Below are 26,261 nucleotides of genomic sequence, written 5' to 3'. Positions count from 1 at the left end.
CTTTAGTTCTTTACAGAGCTTGCTACTTTTGGTTTAATAGCATACGCAATCTTTAAATCGTTTAAGACATTCAATGCTTCTTCAACATAAACATCTTTTGCTAAACTCTCGTGCCAGCGCTCACGCTTCTCCTTTAAAACGGAATCCTTTTCCATCAAGGTCAACTCGTAAGGCAATGAATTGAAGGTCAAATTCGTGTTATAGTCCGATAATTTTTCAAAGCGTTTAGCTTCTTCTTCGTTCTTCTCCAAACGATCTTTGTATTTCTGGTAGTTCAAAGAATACTGCTCGTTCTCTCTAATATCGTTAATCCACTTGGCATTTTGATCAATTAAACTTAATTGTTCATTATTGGCCATTCTGGCTCTACTCTTTTCAATAGCACCGTCAAAATCAAAATAGTTTTCCCAAACCGTAAAATCAGCAGAATCTATCTGATCCCATTCTAATGGTCTGTCATACGTTCGTTCTCCGATACCAATGTATTTGTAACGGTCCGGTACCACAATATCACTTTCGACGCCCTTTAACTGTACAGAACCTCCATTGATTCTGTAGTATTTTTGAGTGGTAAATTTAATAGCACCCATATCTCCGTTTGAATTGTTTCGTACCATGCGGTTTAAATCCAACACATTCTGAACCGTTCCCTTTCCGTACGTTTGCTCACTTCCAATGATAATGGCACGTTTATAATCTTGCATTGCAGCAGCCAATATTTCTGAAGCCGATGCCGACAACTCATTCACTAATACCACCAATGGGCCATCCCAATAGATTGACTGGTCTTCATCAGCCAAAACCTCTTTTGCTTCGCCTGTAGTTCTCACTTGCACAACTGGTCCTTTTTTGATAAACAGACCAACCATATCCACTACGGTTTGAAGCGATCCACCGCCGTTGTTTCGTAAATCCAACACCAAGCCTTCTGCGCCTTGGGCTTTCAACATTTCGATTTCTTTTTTTACGTCTGAAGCCGCATTACGCTTATTGTATTCATCAAACTTGGCATAAAATCCTGGAAGGTTAATTACACCATAAATCTTATCATCTTTTTTAACGGTTGAAGATTTTGCGTAAGTTTCTTCAATAAGAACTACATCTCTTGTAATCGTTAAATCTTCGATAGTTCCGTCGACTTTTTTTAAGGTCAAGGTGACTTTGGTTCCTTTTGGACCTTTAATAAATTTGATGGCATCGTCTAATCGCATTCCGACGATAGTAACAGGTTCTTCTTCATCTTCCTGACGTACTTTTAATATTTGATCTCCTACTTCTAGTTTATTCTGTTTCCACGCTGGGCCTCCACTAATAATTTCGTTAACCGTAATCATATCCATTCGCTTTTGTAAACGGGCACCGATGCCTTCAAACTCACCAGACATACGCATATCAAAACGTTCCTTATCGGTTGGTGCGAAGTAATAGGTATGCGGATCAAACTCTTCTACAACGGCATTGATATAAACGGCAAACCAATCTTGGCGACGTCTATCATCAATAAAATCGTAAAGCTCATCTAAAGACTCCTTGGTTTGTTCTCTCGCTTCTTCTTCAAGTTGCTCTAATGACTTTTTCTCATCCTCTGTCTCATTCAACTCAATGGCTTCATCATAATTGGCAATAGTCGAGAATTTTAGTTGTTTTCTCCAGCGTTCCTTTAAATCGCGCTTATTTTTCACAAAATCCAAGCTTTCGTAATCGGCATTAAAATCTTCGTCAACCGTAAAATCGAAAGGCTTATCTAAAATATCTTCATAAATTTTCTTGGACTCTTCAATGCGCTCTAACAAACGCTCATGCGTTAAATTGAAAAACGTTAAATCCAACTCCTGAAGTTGATCGTCGATTTGAGAACGATACGCTTCAAAATCTTCGATGTCGGATTGATAGAAATAACGCTTAAAAGGATCTAGTTGATCTAAATAATCATCGAAAACACGATTTGAGAAATCATCATTGATATCCTGTGGTTCAAAATGCCCTTGATCTAACACATAAGTTATGAGTTGAATGAGCAATTTATCTTTATCTGGATCTTGAAATGTCTTAGAAGTAAAGCTACACGAAGCAAAAGCAATTAAGCCTGCCAGTAGCAAAAATTTGTATTTCCCTGTCATAATAGCCTTCAATTTTGGGGTCTAACTTAGTTAATTTTAAGTAATTGCTAAAAGTAGGAGAAAAAACCATGCCATAAAATTATGGAGCTACTAATTTTTTGTTAAACCAACGTACCCGAGGTTTCATAGAGATTTTAGTATTTTAGCAGGATATAAAAACCCCGCTTGTTTTATGGCAAAACGCCCTTTAATACTTGTTACGAATGATGATGGCATAACAGCACCTGGCTTACGCACATTAATCAGCGTGATGAATCAGCTCGGAGAGGTCGTTGTGGTAGCACCAGACAGTCCACAAAGCGCCATGGGACACGCTATTACCATAAATTCTACGCTTTATATTGAAGAAATGACGATTGATGATGGCCCACAAAAAGAATACGCTTGCTCTGGGACACCAGCGGACTGTGTGAAAATAGCAGTGAATGAAATTCTCGACCGTCGACCAGATATATGCGTTTCTGGCATTAACCATGGATCTAACTCGTCCATCAACGTGATTTATTCTGGCACCATGAGTGCCGCTTTAGAAGCGGGTATCGAAAGTATCCCTGCGATAGGATTTTCCTTATTGGACTATAGCTGGGGCGCCAACTTTGAACATTGCACAACATTCGTAAAAACCATTGCCGAAAATGTTCTTGAAAACGGGCTAAATGATGGCGTTGTTCTCAATGTAAATATTCCTAATAAAACAGCTTCAGACATCAAAGGCATTAAAGTCTGCCGACAGGCACGTGCCAACTGGAAAGAAAAGTTCGACAAGCGTCAAAACCCAATGGGTCGGGATTACTACTGGCTGACTGGTGAGTTTATAAATATGGATCAAGGCGAAGACACAGACGAATGGGCTCTAGAGCAAGATTATGTTTCCATCGTACCCGTACAATTTGATTTAACCGCTCATCACGCCATAAAGACTTTAAACACCTGGGATTTTAATGCGTAAAAAAGATGTCATTTTTGGCTTTTTAATTGGTTTGGCTTCCGCAGGAATTGGCATTTTGCTTTATGATATTATCCTCGGACTAATCAATGGTGATAGTATCAGCACCAGCTTTTCAAGAACCTGGTCTACCAAATTTTTAGGTAAGCGTGCTAGTGTTGGTGCTTTGATTAACCTTCCTGTCTTCTACCTGTTTTTGAATAGGAAGAATGAAGATTATGCCAAAGGGGTTTTAATGGCTACGATGCTTATTGCCGTAATTTTTATTATAAACCGATTCTAATGAAATACTACATCATTGTTGGCGAAGCTTCTGGCGATCTTCATGGGTCTAACCTTATGAAGGCTTTGAAGGTTGAAGATCCAAATGCCGAATTTCGGTTTTGGGGTGGCGACCTTATGCAGGCTCAAGGTGGTGAACTCGTTAAGCATTACAAGGAACGTTCTTTTATGGGCTTTGCTGAAGTAGTACTTAATCTTAGAAAAATACTTGGTTTCATTAAATTCTGTAAGCAAGATATTGAAGCCTACCAACCTGATGTCTTAATTCTGATTGACAACTCTGGTTTTAATCTTCGCATTGCCAAATGGGCAAAAGAAAACAGAATTAAAACTCATTATTATATTTCGCCTCAGGTTTGGGCATCTAGAGCGAGTCGGGTTGAAAAAATAAAGCGTGATGTCGATGCTATGTATGTTATCCTTCCGTTTGAAAAAGACTTCTATAAAACTCATGGTTATGATGTACATTTTGTCGGGCATCCTTTAATCGATGCTGTTGGCAATAGGAAAAAAATTGAAGAAGTTACATTTAGAAAGGAACACCAACTTGGCGACAAGCCTATTATCGCCTTACTTCCCGGAAGCCGAAAACAAGAAATCAAGAAAATGCTCAGCGTGATGCTTAGCGTAATTGACGATTTTAAAGCCTATCAATTTGTGATTGCTGGAGCTCCGAGTCAGGATTTCAGCTTCTACCAATCTATAATAAAAAAGCAACCTGTTGCGTTTGTCAATAACAAAACTTACGATTTGTTGACCCTATCTTACGCCGCTTTAGTAACCTCTGGTACCGCTACTTTAGAGACTGCGCTTTTTAAAGTGCCACAAGTGGTGTGCTATAAAGCGAGTAACATATCCTATCAAATTGCAAAGCGAATTATTACCTTGAAATTTATTTCCCTGATCAATCTTATTATGGATAGAGAAGTCGTGACAGAGTTAATCCAAGGCGACCTCAACACTAAACGCTTAAAAAAGGAGCTCTCCGCTATCCTCGATGGTGATAAACGCGAGCAACAATTCTTGAACTATTACGAATTAGAACAAAAATTAGGAGGAAAAGGCGCCAGCTCCAAAACCGCTAAACTCATCTATAATGCTAATGCCCCAAAATCTTAAATCTATTCTTTTTGCTTGCCTTGCTCTGACGCTTTTTATGAGCTGTGGCGCATCAAAACGAAATAAAGTCGTCGTAAAAAAGTCTCGAACTGAAACGTCGAAACCCACTACCGTAGAACCATCTTCACAAGCTGAAGACATCATAGATGTAGCATTGTCTTACGAAGGCACACGCTATAAATATGGCGGTACTACGAAAAAAGGCATGGACTGTTCGGGGTTGATTTACACCTCCTTTAAGTCTAAAGACATTCTTATGCCACGCACTACAACGGACCTCTCCTCTCACGGAGATTGGGTGGATGTAAAGAAAGTGATTCCTGGGGATTTGGTATTTTTTGCCACCCGTAAAAATAGTCGAAAGGTGAATCATGTAGGGATTGTTACTGAAGTTAGCTCGGGCGATTTTTCATTTATCCATGCTTCGAGTAGTCGCGGGGTTATGGTTTCAAAATTATCAGACACTTATTGGTATAAGGCCTACGTCCAAGCACGTCGCGTACTTTAGAGATTTTTAGTAACTTTCTATAATGAAGTTACTCCGCTTTCCGATTATAAAATTGACCCTTGGCTTAATCACTGGTATTTTATTAGGCCGACAGCTTCGTATCAGTTTTACGGAAACCGTTTATCTCGCTGGCGCTTTTGTTTTTACTCTTGGATTATTGTTGCTCTTTTTTAGGTCGAAAGTAAATACGCTTCTCTTTGATGTCGTTTCCATTCTGACGATGGTAAGTCTCGGTATGCTCAGCCTTTCTTTTCATGACGACCGACTTGACGATAGGCATTACGTGCTTTTTGAAATTGACCAAAATCAGTTATACACCATAGCATTTAAGATTGATGAGCGTCTGAAACCAGACCGTTACAACGACAAATATATCATTGAATTACAAGGCATAAATTCCGAAATAGCAACAGGAAAAGTCTTGCTCAATATCTCCAAAGATTCATTGCCACTCAACCTAAAGGTTGATAATAATTATGTTACCGTTGCTACGTTTGAAGCCCTTCCAAAACCCTTAAATCCGCATCAGTTTGATTATGGTAAATTCCTGAGAAATCGAGAAATCTATAGTCAATTCAAAATTCAACGGCACGAACTATTGCAACAACCTTCTGACGAGACTTCCATCTATGGTATAGCTGACCAATTTAGAGAGACCATCATTACGAAGCTTGAAGATTCAGGATTTGAAAAAGAACCATTATCCATTCTAAAATCTTTGCTTCTGGGACAACGGCAGGACATCGATTCTGAAATTTACAACACCTATGTCAATGCTGGAACTATTCATATTCTAGCCGTTTCAGGATTACATGTTGGGATTATTTTGTTGATTCTTCAGTTTGTACTTCGACCTTTAAATTATGTGAAATACGGTCGTATTTTCAGAATGGTATTCATCATTATCTTTCTTTGGACGTTTGCCATAGTTGCGGGACTGTCGCCTTCCGTTATTAGAGCTGTGACCATGTTCACCGTATTTGCCATTACCCTGAATTTAAAACGGCCTAGCAACGTTTATAACAATCTATTTATTTCAGCCTTTATCGTATTGCTGATTCATCCACGGTTTTTGTTTGAAGTCGGGTTTCAACTCAGCTATTTGGCCGTACTTGGGATTGTATCCATAAAGCCTTTGTTTGATAAGCTTTGGCGACCCAAATTCTATCCTGTTAAATTGTTCTGGGATGCTTTTACGGTAACGGTTTCTGCGCAGGTCGGTGTGCTACCGATTAGCTTGTTTTATTTTCATCAATTTCCAGGCTTGTTCTTCATCTCGAACACCCTCATCATTCCATTTTTAGCCCTCATTCTTGGATTTGGAATCTTAGTCATTGTCTTGGCTCTTCTGAATATTTTGCCTGAGTTTATAGTCACAAGTTTTAGTTTTGTTATCACAAGTCTGAATGACTTTATTGCCTGGGTCGCAGAGTTTGAAAACTTCCTCTTTAAAGATATCCCATTTGGTCTCTGGCATGCGATTGCCCTTTATTTAGTGATTTTAGCGAGCGTTCAACTGTTTAGAAAAGCACATTTTGCGACGTTTAGAAACCTGATGATTGCTTTGGTTCTTTTCGGCGGTGTGCTTATATACACCAAACAACAATATTCGAGTGACGAACTTATTATTTTCCACAAATCCAGACAAACCCTTATTGCTGAAAAATCTGGAAGGGAAATCAAGGTTTTTCATACTATGGATAGTCTTTCAAAATCTAAAGACCAGACTATCAAAACCTATAAGGTCGGCGAATTTATTTCTGAACTTAAAGAGGATTCGCTCAGAAATGTATTTCAAATGAAAAATAAAACGCTTTTGGTAGTTGATAGTCTTTCGAGCTATAAGGTAAAATCCTTCAGACCTGATTATATCCTACTAACGCAATCCCCAAAACTTAATCTAGAACGCTTGATTGACAGTCTTCAACCTCAATGCATAATTGCCGATGGGAACAATTACAAATCCTATGTATTACGCTGGAAGGGAACTTCAGAAAGAAAAAAAATCCCTTTCCATAGCACGTATGAAAAGGGATTCTATTCCATAAAGTAAATACTATTTAGATTCTTTAAACTCTGGTGTAAAGCCTTCGTAGTATTTATTAAACTCTTCTTGAGTTGTCATTTCCTTGTACTTATCGTCCTTAAATAGTTTTAAGTACAACTCTAATTGCTGTGGCTTGTGATAGCCCGTTAGTGCTGTAATCATTTTAGACTCTTCATCTAAAAATGCAATGGTCGGATAAGCGCGTACTTTTAAAAAACGGGCAAATTCATGTGAACTATTACGACGATTAGCCTTCGCCGGGTCGTATCCAGGGTTTTTAAACGTTTTATCCTTATAATTGACAACGGTATTGCCTTCAGCATTAAACTTTACAGCATAATAGTTTTTGTTGACGTAGTCTACAACATCCTTATTTTGAAAGGTATTCCTGTCTAGCATTTTACAAGGCCCACACCAGTTAGTATAGACATCCATCATAATCTTTTTAGGATTCTTTTTTTGGAGCGCTACGGCCTCCTCATAGGTCACCCAGTTGATTTCCTGTGCTTGGAGCGTCATCACTGCGAACAGTGAAAACGTAAAAGCTAACATTACAAATTTTTTCATACCTCTTTGTTGTATTAATGGCTAAGGTCTTACACCTTAGCCGTTTTTTTAACGCAAAATTAAAGCGTCTATTATCTGATACCGTGCATCATTCTGATCAAGGTCTTGTTTAATATCAGCATTAATATACCTGCTCCGACGGGAATCAACGTAAAAATCAAGAAGAATGTACTCATTCCGTAATCCTCAACAATCGGGTCGATATAACTACCTGTCCAACCTGCGGTAAGATTCGCTATAAAGTTTGCTACAAACCATATACCAAACATCATACCAACAAGCTTTACTGGCGCTAATTTACTTACGTAAGACAAGCCTACTGGCGAAACGCACAATTCTCCTAATGTATGGAACAAATAAGCTAACACTAAGAAAATCATACTTACTGAAGCTGTTTTGGCTCCTAAAGGAATGCCCATAGAGCCATAAGCTAAAATGGCGAAACCAAACCCTAATAAAATCAGACCTATAGCAAACTTTACCGGTCCTGATGGATTGTATTTACTTTGCCAAATTTTTGAAAATAATGGTGCAAAGGCTATTATAAAGAAAGAATTTAAAATACCAAACCAAGATGCTTTTACCTCAGCTGCCTCTTTAGAAAATTCATTATTAAGCATCCAAATTACAATGCCCCAAATAATTACAAAACTTGTTCCTAAGAGAACATTTGATAGCGCGTACTTCTGAAAGGTTTTTTTAAATAACAAAAACAAAACGTATGTAATGATTAGTAAAGGCACTACGGTTAATAATGTATTCACAATCTTGAAGGTTGTTGCCCCGCTACCAGTTAATACCCTGTCAGTGTAATCCGCAGCAAATATTGTCATAGAACCGCCTGCCTGTTCGAAAGCCCACCAGAAGAATATGGTAAAAAACGAGAAAACCCCTATAACCATTAATCGGTCTCCCACAACTTTAGATTTTGACGCAGATGTCATAACCTCTTCTATATCTTCTTTTGTTTCTTCCAATGAATCCTCAATGACATCGTCAAAATCTTCAGACTGCTTAGGAGATAATCCAATTTTACCAAAAATCTTTTGGGCAAAATAGAATTGCAACATTCCGAAGAACATAAAAATTCCAGCTAAGCCAAAGCCATAGTGCCAACCTGAAGTCTCACCTACATAACCACACAAAAGAATTCCTAAAAATGCTCCAGCATTAATTCCCATATAGAAAATGGTATAACCTGCATCTTTCTCTTTTCCTTGTGTTTTATATAACTGACCTACCATCGAGGAAATGTTTGGCTTAAACAAACCGTTTCCAATAATCAACAAGCCAAGACCTAGATAGAAAAAAGAATCTGCGGAATATTCTAAAGCCATAGACGCATGACCTAAGGTCATCAACAAGGCCCCGGCAACAACGGCATTTCTATAACCCATTAATTTATCAGCTATAAAACCACCAATTATTGGAGTAATATAAACCAAACCTGTATACCATCCATAAAGAATAAGAGCCTCAGAACGTTCCCAGCCCCAACCGCCTTCACCAATGATAGCCGCTGTTAAGAAAAGAACTAATAAGGCACGCATTCCGTAATAGGAAAAACGCTCCCACATTTCTGTAAAAAATAGTACAAATAAACCTGAAGGATGCCCTAAGACAGTTTTCTGGTTGGTTTCCGAACCTCCGTATTTAAATTCCATATAGTATAATTTAGTTATTTGATTTTATCCTTTGATTTGTGATTTCACTTTCTCTTCTTCAGGCTTTAGCTCTCGCTTGTCGCCCAAAGTTTCGTGGATGAAATTGGTCATTTTGGTATATAAATGTAATCGAGTATTACCCCCATAAATCCCATGGTTTTTATCTGGGTAGATCATCCAATCGAATTGCTTGTTGGCCTGCACCAAAGCTTCAATCATACGCATGGTATTTTGTAGATGCACATTATCATCACCAGAGCCGTGTATTAATAAAAAGTCACCTTCAAGTTTATTTACATGATTAATCGGTGAATTTTCATCATAACCACTTGGGTTTTCTTGTGGCGTGGTCATATATCGCTCTGTGTATATAGTATCATAGAACCTCCAGCTCGTTACCGGTGCTACGGCAATTGCCATTTTAAAGACATCATTTCCTTTAAATAAAGCGTTGCTACTCATAAAACCACCATAACTCCAACCCCAAATACCAATTCGGTCTTCATCGATGTATGAACGTTTTCCAAGCAATTTGGCCGCTTCAATTTGATCTTCAACCTCGTATTTACCGAGTTCGTTTTGGGTGACTTTTTTAAAGTCCCTGCCTTTTAAACCTGTACCGCGCCCGTCTACACAGGCCACAATATAACCTTGCTGTGCCAGATGTTGATACCAATAGTCGTTAGCACCGTTCCAACGGTTAGCCACTTGTTGAGAACCAGGACCAGAATACTGATACATAAATAACGGGTACTCCTTATTTGGGTCGAAATTCGCTGGTTTAATCATCCACATATTCAAATCGTTACCATTTACAGAAATGGTACTGAATTCCTTCTGAGACGTGACATAATCGTCGAGCTTTTCAACCACATCTTTATTATCAATGATGGTTTTTATCACCTTTCCATCTTTGGCACTGTTCAATGTGTATGTTGAAGGCGACATAGCGCTAGAGTGCGTATTTATGAAGTAAGTGAAATCTGCACTAAACGAAGCACTGTTGGTACCGTCCGTAGATGATAAGCGTTCTTTGTTCTTACCATTCAACTTAATGCTGTATACATCACGATTAATACTTCCATTCTCCACAGATTGGTAATATACCGTGTTCACATCTTCATCGTAACCATAATAATTGGTCACCTCCCAATCGCCATTGGTCACTTGATTGATGAGCTTTCCTGATTTGTCATAATGATAAATATGATTGTAACCATCCTTTTCGCTCGTCCAGATAAAGCTATCATCGTCTAAAAACGTTAAATCAAACGTCACATCCACATAGGCTTTATCGGTTTCAGCCAAGACTAATTTGGAGGTATTGTCTTCAGCGTTAATGAACCATAAATCCAATTCATTTTGATGGCGATTCATGTATTGCGCGCTCAAAACGTCTTCATCATTTGTCCATTTCAATCTTGGGATATAAAAATCATTATAGGTTTTTGACACTTTCAATTCTGAAAGCTTTTCAGAGTTTAAATCATACAAATGCAAACTAACATCCGCATTTTTTTCGCCTGCTTTCGGATATTTAAAAACCTGTTGTGTCTGGTATAAATCCGACCCAAAAACATCCATAGAAAATTCTGGGACTTCAGATTCATCAAAACGAATAAAAGCTATTTTATCGCTATCGGCATTCCAATCAAACGCACGGACAAAACCGAATTCTTCTTCATACACCCAATCGGTAATACCGTTGATAATACTGTTCTTTTTACCGTCATTTGTGATTTGCGTTACCTTTCCAGATTCCAAATCTTTTACGTAGAGATTATTGTTTAAACCATAAGCAATTTTGGAAGCGTCTGGTGAAAATGTTGGTTCTTGCACCAAATCATCGGATAATTTTGTTACCGTTTTGTCATCACGATCGTAGATATAATATTCGCCTAAAGTAGAACGACGAAACACAGGTTTTGAATTGGTGGTCAACAAAATTTTAGATTCGTCTTCACTGAAGCTATAATCAAAAAAACCATTTAAATCAGCAATATCCGCTGAGTTTAAAATGGTTTCTACTTTTTCTAAGGTCTTATAATCGTAAATATCGATACTTGAGTTTCTGCTGGCTCTATCAAAATTCAAAACCGAATATTGTTTCCCGTTGGCCATGGAATGTAAGGCTTGCATCCCTTGGGTTCTAAATTCCCCACTCCAAATATCCTCTAAACTAATCTGTTTGTCCTGCGCCACTAAAACCGCGGTACACATAATGCCGATGACGGCTAAACAATGCCTTATTCTCATTAAGTTTTCTTTTAAATAAAATACTGCCAAGTTTACTAAAAATAATACAAAAATCCCCTATTATTAACAGTAAATCGGCAATTATAGCGCAATAAGCACACAATTTGTGCCAATCCTAGTATCTTTGTTATTTAAATGAATTTGAAGATGCAAAAACCCATTTCTGGCTTTTCAAAATGGAACAAATCCCAGAAGATTGATTGGCTGATTAACACCTATTTTGATGGTAGTACAGATGCAAAACAAACCGTGGAGCAATATGCCAACGCTGATGAAAAATTGCAACAATTGCATGATGAATTCATTGAAAATACCGTTTCTAACTTCTATCTGCCTTTAGGCGTTGCGCCTAACTTTTTGCTTAATGACAAGTTAGTGACTGTACCCATGGCCATTGAGGAAAGTTCAGTGGTGGCTGCCGCCAGTAAAGCGGCCAAATTTTGGTTAGAACGCGGCGGCTTTAAAGCAGAAGTATTGTCTACCACCAAAGTCGGACAGGTCCATTTTATATATAATGGCAATTACGATACCCTACAGTCCTATTTTCAGCATATAAAACCGCGCCTTTTTGAAGAGGCCAAACCCATAACTAAAAATATGGAAAAGCGCGGTGGCGGGATTTTAGATATTGAATTGCGTGACAAAACGGAGCAATTAGACCATTATTATCAACTGCACGCCACGTTTGAAACCTTGGATGCCATGGGCGCCAATTTCATAAATTCATGTTTGGAACAGTTTGCCCAGACATTTGAAACTGGTTTTGATGCTTTTAACACGGACAGTTCCAATTTGGATATCGTCATGAGTATTCTAAGCAATTATGTGCCAGATTGTATTGTGAGAGCTGAAGTACGTTGCCCGATTTCCGATTTAAAGGACAAGGATATCGTAGACCCTCAGGAATTTGCAGAACGTTTTAATCAGGCAATTGACATCGCAAAAGTGGAACCTTTCCGGGCTGTAACTCACAATAAGGGTGTCATGAATGGTATAGATGCCGTTGTTCTCGCCACCGGAAATGATTTTAGAGCCGTTGAAGCTGGCATTCATGCCTATGCTTCGAGAGATGGACAATACAGAAGCTTAACCCATTGCAGTATTGACAATGATACTTTTCGATTTTGGATTGAAATTCCGTTGGCCTTAGGTACCGTTGGCGGCTTAACGCGTTTGCATCCATTGGTAAAATTTTGTCTGGAAATGCTTGGCCAACCAAATGCAAAAGAACTTATGAAAATTGTAGCTGTTGCCGGATTGGCACAAAACTTCGCCGCCGTAAAATCATTGACAACAACGGGGATTCAACAAGGCCACATGAAAATGCACTTGATGAATATTCTCAATCAGTTTGGAGCCAATGCTACAGAAAAGAAAGCTCTAGTTGAACATTTTAAAACCGAAACTGTCAGTCATAGTGCCGTAGTAAGCGCTCTAGAAAATCTAAGACACTAATCATGCCGAAGCACTTTAAAAGTCATGGTAAGCTCTTACTCACTGGCGAATATGTGGTTTTGGACGGCGCCAAAGCGCTAGCGATTCCGACGACATACAGTCAGACTCTTGAAGTTTCTGAGCAACATACAAAGGCCATTCTTTGGAAGAGCTACGATGAAACTGAGTCCCTTTGGTTTGAAGGTGCTTTTCAATTTAAGGATGGTAAATTCAAAACCACCTCAGCATCAGATGGTGATGTTGCTCAACGCCTTGTTCAAATTCTAAAAGTATTAGATGATTTAAATCCTAAAATTTTTCAAGACTTAACTGGAGTCCATTTTAAAACCACACAAGATTTTAATCGTCGATGGGGCTTGGGTACTTCATCTACACTCATTAATAATTTGGCAGATTGGGCAAACATTGATGCTTATGCATTACTCCAAGAAACCTTCGGTGGCAGTGGTTACGATATTGCCTGTGCGCAACAGCAATCGCCTTTAATCTACCGATTAGACAATGGAGAAGCAAGTGTTGAATCCGTAGATTTCAATCCTGAATTCAAGGAACATCTCTATTTCGTCTATCTCAACGAAAAGAAAAACAGTAGGGATGGTATTGCCTATTACAAAACACAATCCAAGGATTTAAAGGCCATCACTGAAATTTCTGCCATAACGGAAGCCCTATTGGATTGCACCTCATTTGAAACTTTTAAGAGCTTGTTAGAAACACATGAAGACTTGATTTCAAAATTAACAAGGCAACATAAAGTCTCAGATCAATTTAAAGATTTCAATGGCACGCTTAAAAGTCTTGGTGCTTGGGGCGGTGATTTTGTTTTGGCCTGCTCAAATGATGATCCAACCGATTATTTTAAAAACAAGGGGTTTACCGTGGTGATTCCTTATGCCGATATGGTATTATAGATTTTGGGGGTTGCAAAACAAGAAAGGCTACTCAAATGAGTAGCCTTGCTTGTTTATTTTGATGCTGGAATAAATATCTACCCTATAAAATTTTAGTAGACGGTCTTCGCACGGTTATCATCAATATCCGCAGCTTCCTGTAATGCCGTAAACACCTTAGATTGCACTGTATTTCTTCTAGCTGTACTTAATCTGTTTTTAACAGCAGTGTAATTATCCAATGCAGGTGCATCGGTCACTTTGGTCACTTCCAATACATAAACCCCACGATCTCCAACAATTGGTTTTGATGTTTCACCTTCTTTTAAACCGAAAGCTGCACCTACAATTTTAGGTTCGGCACCAGCTCCTGAAAGCGTCGTATTCTTCAAGGTTAAACCGCTAGCCGTTTTTACAGACTGGCCTTGGGCACTTGCAATATCATCAACGCTAGTAGCAGAAATCTTATCCATAATCATTTTAGCCTTTTTCTCCTTACGGACTTCAGCTAACACTGGTGTAGTAGCATTGTCTACATCCATTAACCCTTCTTCATTAATATCAACCAATTGCGCAATGATAAAACCACGACCCGCAATTGGGAAACGCTTATAATCATTCAGTTCAGTATCATCTTCAAAAGACCACCGTACCACTTGTCTCTGACTTCCAAGACCCGGAATATTCTCATCCAACTCCTTAAACGTTGCAGGACGAACGGATAATCCTTTCTCTTCAGCAATAGTTCTAAAATCACCATTTTCTAAAGCGATTTCAAATTTACCTACCGCATTGTAAACATCATTGATGGTTTCTTCCGAAGGCTCAATTTTATCAGCAATAGTTGCCAACTTTACTGTTGGATTAAGACCTGTTTGATCTAAAATCTCAATAACATGATATCCAAAAGAGGTTTCAACTACATCCATATCACCTATCTTATTATCGAATGAATACGATTTAAACTCTGGTGCAAAAGATTGGTTGTAGGCAAACTCAATAATACCATCATTTTCGTTACTCACTTTGTCTGAAGACAATTCTAATAAGTCTTGAAATTTTGAACGATTACGGCTAGCAACGTTAAAAATACTATCGGCAGTCGCTTTTGCTTCCTCTGCTGTGATGGTAATTGTTGGATCAACTCGTGTTGCTCCAGCGTAAGGAATTAAGATATGTCTTACCTTAACGGAATCTGGACGTGTTTCCTTTTCCAATACCTTAGATAGTTTGTAGAATCCATTGTCATTGTAAGGGCCGTAGTAACCACCAACATTAGTGCCTAAAATACTGTCTTTATGTGCAGCTGGTAATTCACCGCCTCTTAAAAAGACATCGTTATATTTTAAATCAGAATTAGCGTTTACAAAAGCTTCAATGTTATCTGTATTGTCAAATCCTTTTATAGTATCGTTGGGACGCTCTGCACTCACAAATTCCACACGGTCATTTTTAAGGGTTAACAAATTATCCTTCATGATGGTTTCATCTTCTGGAGATGCAACTTCATCAAACTGGACATAGATAATCTCACGAGTGGCATCAACTTGATACTTCTCCTTGTTCTTTTCCATATAGGCTTTAATTTCAGATTTAGAAACCTCAACCAAACTATCCGCGATTGATGTAAATGGCACTTGCACGTAACGTACATCTACTTTTTTAGCATCCGCCACATATTCGTCTTGCGCTTCAGCGACCGTAGCACCTAATCCTGCTTTGATTAAATTGAAATAATCATTTTGAAGAGCACCTGCCGCAATGGCTTGCTCATTTTCATTCCACTGTTGGTAGTTAATCTGAAACGTACTCAACGGTGCTGGTTGCGGCGCAATCTCCTTAAGATTAGCGATGAAAGCATTCATACGATTTACATCGAAAATACTATCCTGATTTTGAAACTCAGGATATGAACCAAAACTATTCTGTAATAATTCACGCATTTGGTCTTTTTCAACTGAAAGGCCTAATTTATCGTACTCAGTTTGAAGAATTATTCTTCTTAATTCTTGATTGTATACATTGTTCATGGTCTGTACAGATGTACTGTTCGGCCCCATTCTACGCTGTAGGTTTTCAACCTTAAACATGAATTCCTCACGATTAATATCCTCTCCATTTACCGTTGCAATGGTATCTACGGAACTTCCTGTAAGTGCATCGCTATTACGGAATAAATCCCCAATTACAAAGGCGAATAAGGCCATAGCAATCACAAGGATTAGGACCATTGAACGTTGTCTAATTTTATTTAAAACTGCCATTTTATGCTATTGTATTAGTCTAGAACTCGGGTTGCAAGTTCAAAATTTAGTGTGCGAAAATAGGTTTTTCTAGCAAATAATAAAAGGAGAAAACTAGTTTTTATCCACTGTAAATCCGATTAATCCGAAGGGATTTCCTTAAGATGGACAATATCAATTTTGGTAGACGATACTTCTTTAATCGTTACGCGATATTTTCCTACAATTACTTCGGCATCCAACTCCGGAATATCCTGTGTTTGGTGCACAATCATCCCGCCCAAGGTTTCGTATTGGTCGCTTTCGGGCAGGTCAAGTTTATAGGTTTCATTAATATGGTCTACAGGTAGGCGAGCCGAAAAAGTAAAACTGCCATCGGGTGCCTGTTTTTCGGTAAGGGCAATACTATCATGCTCGTCTTCAATTTCACCAAATAGTTCTTCAATAATATCTTCAACGGTCATCACACCAGATGTTCCACCGTATTCGTCAATCACCACCGCTATGCTTCGGCGCTTTTTGGTTAGAATATTAAGGACATCTTTAATGAGTATGGTCTCTGGAACAAAGCTCACAGGAATCAATATCGACGCAATGGATTCTGGCTTTTTAAACAATTCAAACGAATGTACATAGCCCAGAATATCGTCAATGGATTCTTTATATACCAAGATTTTGGTATAACCAGTATCGATAAAGAGTTGCCTTAGATTATCGAGAGATTCCGACAGTTCCACTGCCGTCAGTTCGGTACGTGGCACCATAACTTCGCGGGCTTTTACTTCGGAAAATTCCAACGCATTCTGAAAAATCTGTATTTCGCTATCCACCTCATCATGTTCCTCTACGGATTCCATTTGCTCGGTAATGTAGTTACCTAATTCTACCTTTGAAACAGCAAGGGCTACTTGGTCACCTTCGGTTTTAAAGACGGTTTTCAGGACTGCATCGGATATCCAAATGACAAAATCGGACACGAACCAAAAGAGTAAATAGAAGATATATGTTGGAATGGCCAATATTTTCAGCATGGTGTTGCTGTATATCTGAAAAAAGACTTTTGGTAAAAATTCAGCCGTAATTAAAATTATTAAGGTGGAAATCACCGTTTGTGACAGAAGTTGTAAATCCACAAACAGGTAATTAATTAGTGTAGAGTCGGAAGGCAGAAACCCTTGAAACCAACGTACCAAAACATCACCCATGGTAAATCCATAAATCACTAAGGCTATATTGTTTCCAATAAGCATCGTAGCAATAAATTTTGAAGGTTTTGCGGTAAGCTTGGTTAAAATCCGCCCAAGAAAATCGCCCTGCTTCTTTTCAATTTCAATATGAATTTTATTGGAAGAGACGTAAGCAATCTCCATCCCAGAAAAGAAGGCCGATAGCAACAATGACACTACAATGATAACGATGTCCATTGTGGTTTACTTAGGTTTATTCTGGTTATTACGGTCTTCAAACTTTTTTCTGAAGCGCTTTCTAAAGAAAAACATAAAGATAGCCACGGCAACAAACAATAAAGAGATATAAGCACGTGTTCGGTCTGTTGACCAGTTAGAAACAGCATCGTATAAAAACAATGCAGCAAAAATTAAGTATGCGTACTGAAAAAATTTAAGAATAGCCATTATGATGAATTAGTTAGGCAAATATATCAATTAAGAAACTCTTCTTTATACTATAAGTGAATTAGGTTGCGACTGGGCGCTCCTGAATCATCGGTACTTGCGAAGTGAAAATTTAATACTAAAATTAGTTATTAAACTCTATAGGTCCTGAAGGCTCGTGCATTTCATAGGTTTTGAAATTACGACTGGAATCAAAACCACGACCGCTTATATCAGTGTATCCCTTTTTTAGCCTATAATCCTCGTTGGTAAACACCCACTCGTTCTTTTGGTCATAATACATTTGGGTAGTAAAGAGACTATCTTTAGTATAAGTTGCCAAAAGCACATTACCCCGTAAATCGATAAGATCTGTATTTAAGTAGGAAATCGCGTAGTCTGCGAAGATTTTACTGGGATTGCCCTCTTTATCAAAAATTGTCAACTCTATTCCTTTGGGAAATTCTGAATAGCCAAACGGACGATTGGAATAATCGAACATCTTTGGACTTTTGAGATCCGCTATAAGTTTAGACGAATCGGTATGCTTTAGGTGAATGGTATCGGCCTCACCTATTGGCGCATTTTGAAGCACACCAATCTGCTGTACCTCATTAAAATTGTTTTTACAAGAAAAAAGCATGGTCGCAGCTAATGCTACAACCATGCTATTTATAATATATCTTGTATATACTGTCATTGATTAAGGTACTCTAACCGAACCACCTATCCAGCATCCGATGCTAATCGTTTGTCCTTTATTACCTTTTGAGAAAATCTCAGAAGTCGTTGGTGCTTTTGCTCTATAGTTTGCGGCGTATTGTGCTGCCGTACTTCTTAATCTAGAATCCTTAGAACCAGCTCTTTCAGCTTCGTTAGCTGCTAACCAGAATACTGCTCTCTTGCTAAAGTTGTCATCTCCACAGCTGTTCGCACTAGCCGCATACATAATGGCAATCTGAATGTGTGGGCTACCGTCAGAAGGATTCAACTGCATTGCTTCTCTGTAATACTGTCTTGCCTTACCGTAACTTCCTCTTTTCTTAAAATCGTTAGCGATCTTTTTGTAAAGCTTTGCTTTTTTGATAGGATCCGTTTCCAACTGAACCGTTTGGTCAAAATACTTTTGCTCATCAGTTAGAAGGTACAAGTAAAATGCTGTATCTGCACTTGGCTCAATAGTATTTTTCTGCTGCACCACTTTTAAGAACATTGGATCATCCTTACACCCTTTGTTATATAATCTGTTCATAGCTCTCTGCAACCAAAGACCATCATTCTTATTCTGCTCAAAGTCCTTCTGATAAAGTGGAATTAAAACCTCACAAGTTGCTCTATTACCTAATTTTTGGTCCATGCTACCTGTAATCTTATCATAAACTTCTAAGTACTGCTCATACTGTCTTTTCAATTTACCTTCTCTGCTTGTCAATGCCGTGCCAGCTTCTTCTTTTTCCACAAGCTTATTCAACTTCTTTGAGTTATCGTCAATTTCGGTTTCGATTTTGTCCATAACATCATCGTACTTATCGAACATTTCCTGAGCTTGTTTCTTACCAGCATCAAATAAATCCACCATTAAAGAATAGTATGTATACAATCCTTGTGGGCTTGTAAAATTCTCTACGTCTTTAGTAAAAGCCTCATTATACATATTGTATAAGTCTTCATCGCTTTTACCTAACTCTTTTCTGTACTTATAAGACAACTGTGCTTTCTCAACTAGCATTTTACCTAAAGGCATCTTAGATGAAAAATATTCATTGTATTGGGTATAGGCCTTCAATAAGTCGTTAATATGACCTAACTGCTCAGCACCCGTAGAGTTTTCAATTTTATGTTCTAAAATGTTATCTGCGTAAGCGTAAATCGCTTGGTTAAACTGTGGACATTTTTCCCAAAGTTTTTTCCAAGGACCATAAGCGTCATCATATTTTTTAGCTTTTGCATAAGGTGCAAAAATCTGGAGGTTTGTCATACATTCCTCATCTTGCTGTGCGTGTCCCATATTGAAACCAAGGACCAATGCGAGCAGTACTAATGTAATTTTCGTCTTCATCGTGTTTCTGTTTTGTTAGTTATATTTTCTTTTTCTAAACCATCTATCACTTAGGGATAGACTTAAATTAAGGTTGAAAAAATTCTCTTTTACTAAATTACTATCTGTGGTTCCGCGTTGGCCGTATTCAAAACCGACATTTAATTCAGAGAAAACTCCTCCTAAATTTGCGCCAACTGGTAATCCTAATCCAAAAGACATGCCAAACTCGTTTATAGACTCATTATTTACCACTAAACCTGAGTTTCCAAAGTTAAAGCCTGCACGGTAAACCACTCTATTTAAATATTTTGAAAACGAATTATAGTCTGGCAAATAAAATCCACCGATTGAAATTCTTGAAGCATTTTCAAACTCCGTCCCAGAATCAGTAATTAAAGGGTTGGCATAAACACTTGTGTTCTGAGCTTCGTACTCTGCGCCAATAAACCATTTTTGGGCTTCGCCGATACCTGCACCAAATGATAATCTGTATGGTAAGGACAAATCGGTTTCTCTTAAGTTTTGCGAGCCGTTATCTAACTCTACTTCAATTGTATCTTGCACAAATTCATCACCGTTACCATTTACTGCTACAGTAGATATAGACCTTTGATTTTCCGAACTCAAATTACTTTCAGGCGCAAAAGTTGCGGTCGCAGAAAAGTCCAATTTATCCGAAATCTTAGTTTTATATATGGCTCCAAAATTAATATTGAGACCACTCAAGTCTGAACGGTTGTTTTCACTAGTTTGAAACTGCACCAATTCTCCGTCTTCATTGTAGACAAATGCTAGAGCACTGTTTTCAATTCTTCCGAAATTGTAATTGACATCTGCTCCAATTCTAAATTTTGGACTCAATTGGTAACCCACACCAAAATAAGCTTTATTTAGTCCGCCTTCGCCTTGATATCTATTGAGGAGATTACCGTCATCATCGGTATCTTGCAACTTATATCCAACAGAAGTAAATGGCAAAAGGCCAAATCCAAAACCTAATTTCCCGGCCGGAAAGGACAAGGCGATATAATCAAACACAGCTGTGCTAGTTGATTCTTTGGAATTATTAGTCTTTAAATTTAAAGTATTGAACGTACCAGCGACAGCGAATTTTACCGGTCTACTTTCACCATCATACGGCGCCGCTTCAATATTTTTACCAGCATAACTCGCCGGATTTCGTAAATTAAGGTGAATGCTGTCCATGTAGACACTGATGCCTCCCATCATTCGGTTTTCAACAGTACCCTTAAATTTTAGAGAGCCAATACCATAAAAAGAATATGGCGATGCAGTACCCTGTTGCGCAAATGACGAACAGCTAAAGATTGTAATGAGAATTACAACGACCTTTTTTATCATTATTTTGAATTATAGTCTAGAATAAAATTCAAACCTTCAAGAAGAAAATTCGAGACGGCAAATATGCTATTTTTTAATTGGTTTGACAACAATTTAGCGTCTCCCCCTGTTAAAATAACTGTTAAATCTGGGTATTTGGCGCCATAGTCATTAATTACCCCGTCGATTTCCCTGCTTAAACCATTAACGACGCCAGAGTGAATGGCTTCGTTGGTACTGTTGCCTATAAAATGCTCAGGAGCCTTTGTATCCAATAACGGTAAATTGGCCGTAAGATTATTTAAGACCTTATACCGAAGTCGTAAACCAGGCGAAATAGCCCCACCCAGATAATGATTTTCTGAAGTAATAAAATCATAAGTTACACAAGTGCCAGCATCAATGATGAGTACATTTTTATCGGGATAAAATTTTACCGATGCACTCACCAAAGCCAAGCGGTCAACGCCAAGAGTTTTTGGGGTCGCATAAAGATTTTTAAAGGGTAATTTGGTGTCGGAGTTTAACTGTAAAAGTTTGAAATGCTGACGTAACACATGAAGCTGTCTCTCATTTAATCTACCTACAGAGGAAATGATGGCCTTTTCTATAGCTGGAAACGCTTTCCGGAGACTTTTTAATTCTGAAACAAAACGCGATAATTTGAAGCTTACATGTTCAACGATTTCAGAATCCTGAAAAACAGCACATTTCACCAAAGTATTCCCAACGTCGATTATAAGTTTCATAGCTTGCCTTAGAACTGTAAATTTATAAAATCAAATTTTGTAAATTTCTTTTTGCTAAAACTAAAAATGACTTTATATTTGCACCCGCTTTAGTAATGAACCAACTGGTGCCTTAGCTCATCCCGAAGCGTCGGGAGGTAGAGCAAAGAACTGAAGCCATAAAATCGGTAAGTTTTCAAGGATATAGTACCTTCTTGAAACTATTGAAATATTGAAAATGAAAATGGTGCCTTAGCTCATCCCGAAGCGTCGGGAGGTAGAGCAAGGACTGAAGCCATAAAATCGGTAAGTTTTCAAGGATATAACACTTTCTTGAAACTATTGAAATATTGAAAATGAAAATGGTGCCTTAGCTCATCCCGAAGCGTCGGGAGGTAGAGCAAAGAACTGAAGCCATAAAATCGGTAAGTTTCCAAGGATATAGCACCTTCTTGAAACTATTGAAATATTGAAAATGAAAATGGTGCCTTAGCTCAGTTGGTAGAGCAAAGGACTGAAAATCCTTGTGTCCCTGGTTCGATTCCTGGAGGCACCACCATTTTAGCCCCGACAAGTTTCTTGTCGGGGTTTTTTGTTTCTTTGTGCTTTTACAATTACTCTCTACTCTAAAGAACTTCATGCATTTCCTCTACATCATTTACTCAAAAAAACTTGACAAGTATTATGTAGGCGAAACAGTTGATTTAGAGGAGCGCGTGCTACAACATAACACCAAACATTACAAATCTAGCTTCACGAGTTCTACATCAGATTGGATTCTAAAACTCTCTTTTCAAACTATAAATAGAACCGATGCTCTATTCTTAGAGACTTTTATTAAACGCATGAAGAGCAGAAAATTTATTGAAAAGATTATTGACAACTCAACTATTTTGTCTGATTTACTGAAGAATAGAGGTTGAGGTTCAAGTCAAAATCAATGGTTTATTGATTTCTTTCTTCTCCAACAAACTTTTCCCATTTTGTTCTGTAATCTAATACACTTACCTTCGACCAAAATCCTAATGTTTTAAAACAGTAGCTATGTCCAAACCTTATTATGACGCTAACGACCTAAGAAAGTTCGGGAAAATCACCGAATGGAGTGAAGAACTTGGTACCAAGTTTTTCGATTATTACGGAAAGGTTTTTGAAGAAGGCGCACTCACAGCACGCGAAAAATCATTGATTGCCTTAGCCGTTGCCCACACGGAGCAATGTCCGTATTGTATTGACGCTTACACCAAAGACTCACTACAGCGTGGCGTGACCAAAGAAGAAATGATGGAGGCCATACATGTTGGCGCCGCCATAAAAAGTGGTGCAACGCTTGTCCATGGCGTGCAAATGATGAACAAGGTTAATAAATTAGAAATGTAAACTGTACACCCAATTTTTACGTAAGTAGTACAGCAAAACTTTAGAATGGGGAAATTAAAAACACAATCTTTAAAAAAACGGGATAGCGATTTGGCGCAAAGCAATCGCCAGCTCGAAATACTATCTAACGGCATCTTTCAAAGTGGAGAATTGCCAACTTTCAAAAATAAAATCGCAGAAACTAATCAGTTTCCATTAAAGGCAAAACCTTTGGAAATTCTTCAGGTAAATGTGGGTTACATGTGCAATCAAGTCTGCGAGCATTGTCACGTAGACGCTGGTCCAGACCGAAAAGAAATTATGACGCGCGAGACCATGCAACAGATTTTGGACGTGCTGAAAAACACAGGGGCTCATACTTTGGATTTAACCGGTGGTGCCCCAGAAATGAACCCTAATTTTAGGTGGTTTGTTGAGGAAGCCTCAAAGATTGGCGTTAAGGATTTTATTGTAAGGTCTAACCTTACCATCATTAGAGCCAATAAAAAATATTATGATTTACCGGAGTTTTTCAAAAAACATAACGTTCATGTCGTAAGTTCCATGCCACATTGGACTCGAGGTAAAACCGATAAACAAAGAGGCGAAGGCGTTTTCGACATGTCTATTAAGGCCTTACAAGAACTAAATGCTGTAGGTTACGGCATGCCAGATAGCGATTTAAAATTAGATTTGGTCTACAATCCTTCAGGCGCATTTTTGCCTGGTGACCAAGCCTCAATGGAAAAAGATTTTAAGAAAGCATTACTTGAAGATTTTGGGATTCAGTTTCATAATCTGTTTGCTATTACAAACCTCCCGATTGCAAGGTTCTTGGATTATTTAATTGCTTCAGAAAATTACGAAGACTACATGTACAGTTTGGTGGAAGCCTATAACCCGATGGCTGTTGAAAACGTAATGTGTACCAACACGCTTTCCGTAAGTTGGGATGGCTATTTGTTTGATTGTGATTTTAACCAGATGTTAGAATTGCCCGTAAATAGTAAATCGAAGCACATTTCGGATTATAATACTGAACTACTTGAAGGCAGAAACATCGTCATTTCGCAACATTGCTACGGCTGTACGGCTGGCGCCGGAAGTAGCTGTCAAGGTTCCGTGGCTTAATCATGAAAGTTTATATCTCCATATTCGTATTGCTTTTTTCTTTCTTTGGGTACTCCCAAAAAACACTTTCGAAATTATTGAAACAGTATAATGATAAAGGTGTGCCTTATATTTCTGTTCAAGAGCTAGCTTCGCCAAATACAGACGCTATAATCCTAGACGCAAGAGAACCCTCGGAATTTGAAGTCAGCCATATTGAAGATGCAACTTGCGTTGGTTATAATGACTTCGATATAGACAGGGTTACAACCATGATACCAGATAAAGACAAAGAAATTGTGGTGTATTGTTCTTTGGGCATTCGTTCTGAAAGCATTGGCGAAAAGCTCAAACGAGCCGGGTACACCAACGTTAAAAATCTTTACGGCGGTATTTTTGAATGGAAGAATAACAATTTTGAAGTGTACAACTCTAACAATAAAACCACCGATAGCGTACACGCCTTTTCCAAAGAATGGAGCAAATGGCTGAAAAATGGCATTAAAGTTTACTCTAAGACACTAAAAACCGATGGATAAGGCTCTAATTATTTTTACCCGTAATCCCGAACTTGGGAAATGCAAAACACGCCTCGCAAAATCTGTGGGTGACCAAGAAGCACTTAACATCTACAAGCATTTATTACAGCATACATCTAACGTAGCAAAAATGGTCGATGCCAATCGTTACGTTTTTTATTCAGAAGACATCCAACAAAACGACCTATGGGATAATGCATACTTTTCTAAAGCACTACAAGAAGGAAACAACCTTGGCGAGCGTATGGGGAACGCATTTAAAATGCTTTTTGAAAAAAAATATAAGAAAATCATTATTGTAGGTAGCGATTTATTGGATTTAAACGCTGAACTCATCCGTGATGCATTCAATAAACTTGAAGAAAACCAAGCCGTCATCGGCCCAGCCGAAGATGGAGGTTATTATCTTTTGGGAATGACTAGACTTATTGAAAAAGTTTTTAAAAATAAAGAATGGGGAACAGATACAGTATATAACGATACAGTTTCAGACTTAATGTTGGATAACTTGAGCATTTTGGAAACCCTTAACGACATTGATTATCTTGAAGATTTGGCTCCCTATGCTGATTTCAATTATTTGTTTAACCTTGAATCGAGAATAAAACAAGAATGATAAAATTTATAAACGAAAGTACTGACTACCTAAAAAGCAAAGGCTTTGACAATCCCGAAGTCGGCATCATTTTAGGTACAGGTTTAGGGCAACTCTTAGACCATGTAGAAATTATTGCGGAAGCCAGTTACAATCACATTCCCAATTTCCCGACGGCTACGGTAGAATTCCATAAAGGAAAACTCATTTATGGTAATCTCGAAGGCAAAAAGGTGGTAATTATGCAAGGACGCTTCCATGTGTATGAAGGCTACTCCTTGCAAGATGTGACTTTCCCAGTCCGCATCATGGAAAAATTAGGTATAAAAACTTTACTCGTGTCTAATGCCGCCGGAGCTATAAATCTCAATTTCAAAAAAGGAGAATTAATGTTGATTGATGACCATATCAATTTACAAGGCAGTTCGCCCCTGGCATTTAAAGGTGTTTCGGAATTAGGCGAACGCTTTACGGATATGAGTGCACCTTATGATGCTGAAATCAATTCAAAATTTGAAAGTATCGCTCAGGACAACAGCATCAACCTCCACAAAGGGGTCTACGCTTCCGTTGTAGGTCCACAATTAGAAACACGTGCGGAATATCGTATGCTAAAAATTATTGGTGCAGATGCTGTAGGCATGTCTACAGTCCCAGAAATTATTGTCGCCAATCATTTAAACTTAAAGGTGGCCGCAGTGTCAGTTTTAACGGATGAATGCGACCCAGATAACCTAAAGCCAGTTGATATCGGAGAAATTATGGCCATGGCCGCCAAAGCAGAACCTGAATTGATTACCTTATTCAAAAAATTAATAAAAAGTTTATAAACATTACT

At 38.2% G+C, this 26,261-nt stretch carries 24 protein-coding genes and 1 tRNA gene; 14 read left to right on the top strand and 11 right to left on the bottom strand.

What is annotated here, in order from left to right; all coding sequences use genetic code 11:
- Nucleotides 1-2 precede the first annotated feature (2 nt).
- On the bottom strand, nucleotides 3-2,120 hold the full coding sequence (locus tag ACFOSX_RS06390; protein WP_386098161.1) for a carboxy terminal-processing peptidase: 2,118 nt from the start codon (nucleotides 2,118-2,120) through the stop codon (nucleotides 3-5).
- Nucleotides 2,121-2,292: 172 nt separating this feature from the next.
- On the opposite strand from ACFOSX_RS06390, the gene surE reads away from it, so the two are divergent.
- Genes surE through ACFOSX_RS06365 form a run of 5 tightly spaced genes read left to right on the top strand, consistent with a single transcriptional unit; the run spans nucleotide 2,293 to nucleotide 7,028 of the window.
- A complete protein-coding gene (surE, locus tag ACFOSX_RS06385; RefSeq protein ID WP_386098159.1) occupies nucleotides 2,293-3,069 on the top strand; it encodes a 5'/3'-nucleotidase SurE in 777 nt (258 codons plus the stop codon).
- Nucleotides 3,062-3,349 carry a hypothetical protein gene (locus tag ACFOSX_RS06380; protein ID WP_386098157.1) on the top strand — a complete coding sequence of 96 codons (288 nt, stop codon included), beginning with the start codon at nucleotides 3,062-3,064 and terminating at the stop codon, nucleotides 3,347-3,349. The genes surE and ACFOSX_RS06380 overlap by 8 nt, the downstream gene beginning before the upstream one ends.
- Entirely contained in the window at nucleotides 3,349-4,467 is a 1,119-nt protein-coding gene (lpxB, locus tag ACFOSX_RS06375; protein WP_386098155.1) for a lipid-A-disaccharide synthase, read from the top strand. Before ACFOSX_RS06380 ends, lpxB begins: the two co-directional genes overlap by 1 nt.
- The gene (locus tag ACFOSX_RS06370) at nucleotides 4,451-4,975 is read left to right on the top strand and encodes a C40 family peptidase (protein ID WP_386098153.1); all 525 of its coding nucleotides are present in this window, start codon (nucleotides 4,451-4,453) and stop codon (nucleotides 4,973-4,975) included. The genes lpxB and ACFOSX_RS06370 overlap by 17 nt, the downstream gene beginning before the upstream one ends.
- A 22-nt stretch (nucleotides 4,976-4,997) precedes the next feature.
- Nucleotides 4,998-7,028 (top strand): ComEC/Rec2 family competence protein, encoded by a 2,031-nt coding sequence (locus tag ACFOSX_RS06365; protein ID WP_386098151.1) that lies wholly within the window; start codon nucleotides 4,998-5,000, stop codon nucleotides 7,026-7,028.
- 3 nt (nucleotides 7,029-7,031) lie between these two features.
- Here the strand turns inward: ACFOSX_RS06365 and ACFOSX_RS06360 are convergent, their stop codons facing one another.
- The 3 genes from ACFOSX_RS06360 to ACFOSX_RS06350 form a co-directional block, all read right to left on the bottom strand.
- Nucleotides 7,032-7,589 (bottom strand): thioredoxin family protein, encoded by a 558-nt coding sequence (locus ACFOSX_RS06360; protein ID WP_386098149.1) that lies wholly within the window; start codon nucleotides 7,587-7,589, stop codon nucleotides 7,032-7,034.
- A 71-nt stretch (nucleotides 7,590-7,660) separates the two neighbouring features.
- Nucleotides 7,661-9,253 carry a peptide MFS transporter gene (locus ACFOSX_RS06355; protein ID WP_386098147.1) on the bottom strand — a complete coding sequence of 531 codons (1,593 nt, stop codon included), beginning with the start codon at nucleotides 9,251-9,253 and terminating at the stop codon, nucleotides 7,661-7,663.
- 24 nt (nucleotides 9,254-9,277) lie between these two features.
- On the bottom strand, nucleotides 9,278-11,509 hold the full coding sequence (locus ACFOSX_RS06350) for a S9 family peptidase (RefSeq protein WP_386098145.1): 2,232 nt from the start codon (nucleotides 11,507-11,509) through the stop codon (nucleotides 9,278-9,280).
- A gap of 147 nt (nucleotides 11,510-11,656) precedes the next feature.
- Here ACFOSX_RS06350 and ACFOSX_RS06345 point away from each other — a divergent pair, with 147 nt between their 5' ends.
- Together ACFOSX_RS06345 and ACFOSX_RS06340 are read left to right on the top strand one after the other, a co-directional pair.
- The gene (locus ACFOSX_RS06345; RefSeq protein ID WP_386098143.1) at nucleotides 11,657-12,964 is read left to right on the top strand and encodes a hydroxymethylglutaryl-CoA reductase, degradative; all 1,308 of its coding nucleotides are present in this window, start codon (nucleotides 11,657-11,659) and stop codon (nucleotides 12,962-12,964) included.
- Between the two features lie 2 nt (nucleotides 12,965-12,966).
- A complete protein-coding gene (locus ACFOSX_RS06340) occupies nucleotides 12,967-13,875 on the top strand; it encodes a GYDIA family GHMP kinase (protein WP_386098141.1) in 909 nt (302 codons plus the stop codon).
- Nucleotides 13,876-13,967: 92 nt separating this feature from the next.
- On the opposite strand, the gene ACFOSX_RS06335 is transcribed toward ACFOSX_RS06340, so the two are convergent.
- The 7 genes from ACFOSX_RS06335 to ACFOSX_RS06305 form a co-directional block, all read right to left on the bottom strand.
- Complete coding sequence (locus ACFOSX_RS06335; RefSeq protein WP_386098139.1) at nucleotides 13,968-16,118, bottom strand: SurA N-terminal domain-containing protein; 2,151 nt, start codon at nucleotides 16,116-16,118, stop codon at nucleotides 13,968-13,970.
- Between the two features lie 119 nt (nucleotides 16,119-16,237).
- A complete protein-coding gene (locus ACFOSX_RS06330; protein WP_386098137.1) occupies nucleotides 16,238-17,521 on the bottom strand; it encodes a hemolysin family protein in 1,284 nt (427 codons plus the stop codon).
- Nucleotides 17,522-17,527: 6 nt separating this feature from the next.
- A complete protein-coding gene (locus ACFOSX_RS06325) occupies nucleotides 17,528-17,731 on the bottom strand; it encodes a hypothetical protein (RefSeq protein WP_386098135.1) in 204 nt (67 codons plus the stop codon).
- Between the two features lie 124 nt (nucleotides 17,732-17,855).
- Nucleotides 17,856-18,410, bottom strand: coding sequence for an LPS export ABC transporter periplasmic protein LptC (gene lptC / locus ACFOSX_RS06320; protein ID WP_386098133.1), 555 nt, complete (start codon nucleotides 18,408-18,410; stop codon nucleotides 17,856-17,858).
- Between the two features lie 3 nt (nucleotides 18,411-18,413).
- Nucleotides 18,414-19,769 carry a tetratricopeptide repeat protein gene (locus tag ACFOSX_RS06315; RefSeq protein WP_386098131.1) on the bottom strand — a complete coding sequence of 452 codons (1,356 nt, stop codon included), beginning with the start codon at nucleotides 19,767-19,769 and terminating at the stop codon, nucleotides 18,414-18,416.
- 15 nt (nucleotides 19,770-19,784) lie between these two features.
- Nucleotides 19,785-21,113 carry a hypothetical protein gene (locus ACFOSX_RS06310; protein WP_386098129.1) on the bottom strand — a complete coding sequence of 443 codons (1,329 nt, stop codon included), beginning with the start codon at nucleotides 21,111-21,113 and terminating at the stop codon, nucleotides 19,785-19,787.
- Nucleotides 21,113-21,841: a type III pantothenate kinase gene (locus ACFOSX_RS06305; RefSeq protein WP_386098127.1), complete on the bottom strand. Its 729-nt coding sequence runs from the start codon at nucleotides 21,839-21,841 to the stop codon at nucleotides 21,113-21,115. Before ACFOSX_RS06305 ends, ACFOSX_RS06310 begins: the two co-directional genes overlap by 1 nt.
- 462 nt (nucleotides 21,842-22,303) lie before the next feature.
- Here ACFOSX_RS06305 and ACFOSX_RS06300 point away from each other — a divergent pair.
- The 7 genes from ACFOSX_RS06300 (at nucleotide 22,304) to ACFOSX_RS06270 (ending at nucleotide 26,253) form a co-directional block, all read left to right on the top strand.
- A tRNA-Phe gene (locus tag ACFOSX_RS06300) sits at nucleotides 22,304-22,379 on the top strand.
- 79 nt (nucleotides 22,380-22,458) lie between these two features.
- Nucleotides 22,459-22,743, top strand: coding sequence for a GIY-YIG nuclease family protein (locus ACFOSX_RS06295; protein ID WP_386098125.1), 285 nt, complete (start codon nucleotides 22,459-22,461; stop codon nucleotides 22,741-22,743).
- A gap of 121 nt (nucleotides 22,744-22,864) precedes the next feature.
- The gene (locus ACFOSX_RS06290) at nucleotides 22,865-23,200 is read left to right on the top strand and encodes an arsenosugar biosynthesis-associated peroxidase-like protein (RefSeq protein WP_386098123.1); all 336 of its coding nucleotides are present in this window, start codon (nucleotides 22,865-22,867) and stop codon (nucleotides 23,198-23,200) included.
- Nucleotides 23,201-23,245: 45 nt separating this feature from the next.
- The gene (gene arsS / locus ACFOSX_RS06285) at nucleotides 23,246-24,310 is read left to right on the top strand and encodes an arsenosugar biosynthesis radical SAM (seleno)protein ArsS (protein WP_386098121.1); all 1,065 of its coding nucleotides are present in this window, start codon (nucleotides 23,246-23,248) and stop codon (nucleotides 24,308-24,310) included.
- A gap of 2 nt (nucleotides 24,311-24,312) precedes the next feature.
- On the top strand, nucleotides 24,313-24,828 hold the full coding sequence (locus tag ACFOSX_RS06280; protein ID WP_386098119.1) for a rhodanese-like domain-containing protein: 516 nt from the start codon (nucleotides 24,313-24,315) through the stop codon (nucleotides 24,826-24,828).
- On the top strand, nucleotides 24,821-25,444 hold the full coding sequence (locus ACFOSX_RS06275; RefSeq protein WP_386098117.1) for a TIGR04282 family arsenosugar biosynthesis glycosyltransferase: 624 nt from the start codon (nucleotides 24,821-24,823) through the stop codon (nucleotides 25,442-25,444). The genes ACFOSX_RS06280 and ACFOSX_RS06275 overlap by 8 nt, the downstream gene beginning before the upstream one ends.
- Nucleotides 25,441-26,253: a purine-nucleoside phosphorylase gene (locus ACFOSX_RS06270; RefSeq protein WP_386098115.1), complete on the top strand. Its 813-nt coding sequence runs from the start codon at nucleotides 25,441-25,443 to the stop codon at nucleotides 26,251-26,253. The genes ACFOSX_RS06275 and ACFOSX_RS06270 overlap by 4 nt, the downstream gene beginning before the upstream one ends.
- Nucleotides 26,254-26,261 lie beyond the last annotated feature (8 nt).

The organism is Winogradskyella maritima (genome assembly GCF_042650215.1).
GTDB lineage: Bacteria > Bacteroidota > Bacteroidia > Flavobacteriales > Flavobacteriaceae > Winogradskyella > Winogradskyella maritima.
This window is presented reverse-complemented; position numbering and strand designations above follow the sequence as displayed.